The following is a 4,609-nucleotide window of genomic DNA, read 5'->3' on the forward strand; positions in this document are numbered from 1 at the left end:
TGCAAACATCTACACGAGCTTGTAAAAAAAGATAAAGCTCTGGAAAGAGCGTGGTATCGTCGTTTTCCTTCAACACATCAGTATCAACTAAAGATCATCTTTACAACAAAAGATGATCAACAACTCAGTGATTGGTTGAAACCGTTTGCCAATGCGGGCACTGTCGAGTCACTGGTAAAAAAACGAAATAATGTTTTTTTTCCTGCTCTGTCCCTTTTCACCAAAAGTAAACTGATGTCTCAATGTAAAAGATTCAAGTTAGAGACAAAAGCCGAAATAACCCATCCTGCCTCTATCCGGAAAGCCATCTTAAGCTTCGATAGCCGATACTTGATGACCGCCAGTTTGGATAATACGGTGAAAATCTGTGGAGAGAAGACCGATGGATCATGGAATGAGAAAGCCAGTATCAACCATCATGGTCGCATCTTATCGGCCAGCCTCAGTTACGATGGCCGTCATTTGTTGATTGCCGGTGGAAATAATCTTGAGACGGCAATAATCTACGGCCAGAAGGACGATGGATCATGGAAAGAAAAAACCATCATTATCCATGCTGGATTAGTTAATTCAGCCACCTTCAGTGCTGATGGCCGCACTGTGCTGACCGCCAGTCTCGATAGTAGGATAAAAATCTATGGCCTGCAGACCAATGGATCATGGGAAGAAAAAGCCACTATTAATCACAATGCTCAGATCTGGTTCGCCAGCCTGAGCCCCAATGGTCGTCGTGTGGTGGTTGCCGATATAGGTCACACCATAAAAATCTACGGCCAGAAGGACAATGGGTTATGGGAAGCAGAAGCCGCCATTAACCATGGAAGTCTGGTCAAGTTGGCCTGCTTTAGCGCCGATAGCCGTCATGTGGTGGTCGTCGGTAGAAATTACACTCTGAAAATCTATAGTCAGGATGACAGTGATTCATGGGTAGTAAAAGCCACCATTACCCACAATAATCATGTCAGATCAGCCAGCTTCAGCGCCGACTGCCGTCATCTGGTAACCATGAGTGTTGATGGGGCAGCGAAAATATGTGACCTGCAGGAGGATGGATCATGGCAAGAAATAATCACCATTTCCCATGATCATTTGCTCCACTCCGCCAAATTCAGCGTCGATGGCCGCCATGTGGTGACCGCCAGTGAAGATAACACGGCAAAAATCTATGGCTGGGAGGATGGTGGATCATGGGAAAAAAAAACCATCATTCAACACAATGGGGCGGTCATCTCAGCCGCCTTTAGCGCCGATGGCTGCCATTTGGTGAGCGCCAGTCATGATAAAACGGCGAAAATCTATACCAGGAAGGGCGATGGATCATGGGTAAAAAAGGCCACCGTCGCCCACCAGGATCAGCTCATATCTGCTATCTTCAGTCCCGATGGTAGCCTTGTGGTGACCGCCAGCAGAGATCACACGGCAAAAATTTATGGTCTGTGGATTGATGGATCATGGGTAGAAAAAACCACCATTCAACACGAGAGTGCAGTCACCTCAGCCACCTTCAATGCCGATGGCCGATATGTGTTGACCATCAGCGAAGATAACAAAGCGAGAATTACTGAACTAATAAAGGGAAGAACGGTTGATGATCGGATGAGCATAAAACCCGCTAAAGGCGGGGAACCATCAGAAGCGCTTTTTTCAGAAATGAACGTGTAAAGCGAGTAATCATTTTTTGTACAATCTGTCTCTAAAACGACCGGCAATTAAGCGTGTTTTTGATGATAACCGATTTAAAAACAGCGTTATTTGCAGCGGGCTCTCAATGGAAAAGTGTCTTACTGTTATTTTCCCGGATCAGGGCCCTGCTTTTGCTTGGGTTCACTGAGCTCAATGTTATGAACTTTCACTCTCAAACCGGGTCTAAGCCCTCAATCAATCTTAAATATTCTTTCTAACCGAGGATAAATACCGACCTTGGAGCTTTAAAGGAACAGGCATGTACTCTACTAGCAGCAATTCCACCATTGACGGTTCACTCACGCCAGAATCTGAGCAGCCCCGATTGGAGGAAACACCAACAGGTGTCAGTGCAGGCAGGGACGTTATTGTAAATGACAAAAATGAACCTTCATTCCTCAATTTGCCCGACTTAACACAGTCCATGATTATGCGCTATTTGGGTTTTCGGGAGATTGCCGCCTTGGCAAAGGTATGCAAATATCTTCACGGTCTTGTTAAAAAAGATAAAGCTCTGGAAAGAGCATGGTATCGTCGGTTTCCTTCAACACACCAATATCAATTGAAGACCATCTTTACTTCGAAAGATGATCAACAACTCCGTGATTGGTTGAGTCCGTTTGCGAATTCGGGCACTGTCGAGTCATTCGTAAAAAAACGAGATAACGCTTATTTTCCTGCCCTGATTCTTTTCACCAAAAGTAAACTGATGTCTCAATGTGAAACATTGAGCTTAGAGACAAAAACCGAAATTACCCATCTTAAAGGTATCTACATAGCCACCTTAAGTGCCGATAGCTGTCACCTGGTGACCGTCAGTCGCGATAAAACGGTGAACATCTGTGACCAGGAGGCCGATGGGTCATGGAAAGTAAAAGCCACTATTAATAATAATGCTTTGGTCCAGTCAGCCAGCTTCAGCTCCGATGGCCATAGTTTATTGATCGCCGGTGGCGATAGCATTAAGACTACAAAAATCTATGGCCAGAAGGACGATGGATCATGGAAAGTAAAAACCACCATAGCCCATGATGAAATGGTTAAATCGGCTACTTTCACTGCTGATGGCCGCTTATCAGTGACCGCCGCTTCGGGGATATTGAAAATTTATGGCCAGGAGACCGATGGATCATGGGAAAAAAAAGCCACGATTAAACATAATGCTCTGATCAGGTATGCCAGTTTGAGCCCCGATGGCCGTCATGCGCTGATCTTCAGTTTTGGCAAGACTGCAAAAATCTATAGTGAGGAGGAAGACGGATCATGGGAAGTTAAAGCTAACATTACCCATGAGGGTGGGATCCTCTCAGCTACCTTCGATGCTAACAGTCATCATCTGGTAACCACTAGTGAAGATCGTAAGGCGAAAATTTATAACCTGCAAGACGATGGTTCATGGCAAAAGGCAGCCGTAATTTCTCATCGTGATTTTGTCTACTCAGCCAACTTCAGCCTCGATGGCAGCCATGTGGTGACCGAAAGTGAGGATGGCACGGCAAAAATCTATAGTCTCCAAGACAGTGGATCATGGTTAATAAAAGCTGCTATTCCACACGAGGTGGCGATCACCTCGGCCAACTTCAGCGCCAATGCTCGCCATGTGGTGACTGCCAGTCATGATGGAACGGCAAACATCTATGGCCGCAATGGCGAGGGATTATGGGTAAAAAAGAAAACCATTGTTCACAATGATCGCGTCCATTCAGCCACCTTCAGTCCCGATGGTTGCCTTGTTGTGACCGCCAGTTACGACAAAACGGCAAAAATTGTTGGTCTGGTGGCTAATGGATCATGGGTAGAAAAAGCCACCATTCAACACAATAGTGCAGTCGTCATAGCCACCTTCAGCGCCGATGGTCGGTATGCTTTGACCGTCAGTGCAGATATGAAGGTGAGAATCACTGAACTAAGAAAGGGAGGAACAATGGATGATCGAATGAGCATAAAACCCTCTAAAAGCAGGGAACCATTAGAAGCACTTTTGCAGAAATGAACGTGCGAAGCGTTTTCCCGGATCAGGGCGCTGTTTTTGCTGAGTTTCACTGACTTCAATGTTTTGAACTTTCACTCTGAAATCGGTTCTAAGCTTTCAATCCATTTAAATGTCCTTTCTAACCGAGGATAAATACTAACTTTTAAGGCACAGACATGCATTTCACGAACAGCCATTCCAGCATTGACGCTTCACTCTCGTCAACCTTGAAGCAAACTCGACTGAAGGAAACACCAAGAGGTGTCAGTGTGAGCAGGGAGGTGACTGTACAAAACAGCATTGAACCTGCATTCTTCCATTTACCCGTAGAGATTCATTCCAAAATCATTCGCTGCCTGGATTTTCGAGGGGTTACCCGTTTAGCAAAGGTATGCAAATATCTTCACACTCTTGTAAAACAGGACAGGGCTGTGGAAAGCGCATGGTTTCGACGGTTCCCTGAACCACACCAATATCAACTCAAGACCCTCATTACGGCAAAAGATGATCAACAACTCTGTGATTGGTTGAAGCCGATTGTGAATAAGGAGGCTGTCGAGTCACTCGTAAAACAACGAAATAATGCTTACTTTCCCGCTCTGCTCCTTTTTACCAACAGTCAACGGATGTCTCAATGTGAACAGTTTGAGTTAGTGGAAAAAGCCAAAATATCCCAGAAGTACCACATCAAGGGCGGCAATTTCAGCCCCGATAGCCGCCATGTAATGACCGTTGCGGATAATGTAGCGAAAATCCATAGTCAGAAGGCCGGTGGATCATGGGAAGAGAAAAACACTATTTGCCATAAAAGATTCATCAAATCAGCCAACTTCAGTCCCGATAGCCGTCATCTGGTGACTGCCTCTCCTTATGGCAAAGCGAAAATCTGTGATCTGGGAGACGATGGATCATGGGAAGAAAAAATCACCATTTCTGATAACACTACGCTCCGGT

General features: G+C 45.4%; 3 protein-coding genes. All 3 read left to right on the top strand.

The window, feature by feature from the left end; translation table 11 throughout:
* On the top strand, window positions 1-1,662 hold a 1,662-nt coding region (locus KDK19_RS13705), incomplete at its 5' end, for a WD40 repeat domain-containing protein (protein ID WP_257292177.1).
* Between the two features lie 280 nt (window positions 1,663-1,942).
* Window positions 1,943-3,676, top strand: coding sequence for an F-box/WD40 repeat-containing protein (locus tag KDK19_RS13710; protein ID WP_257292178.1), 1,734 nt, complete (start codon window positions 1,943-1,945; stop codon window positions 3,674-3,676).
* A gap of 155 nt (window positions 3,677-3,831) precedes the next feature.
* On the top strand, window positions 3,832-4,609 hold a 778-nt coding region (locus KDK19_RS13715; RefSeq protein WP_257292179.1), incomplete at its 3' end, for an F-box protein.

The sequence above is a fragment of the Endozoicomonas sp. ONNA1 genome (assembly GCF_024606325.1).
Taxonomy (GTDB): domain Bacteria; phylum Pseudomonadota; class Gammaproteobacteria; order Pseudomonadales; family Endozoicomonadaceae; genus Endozoicomonas_A.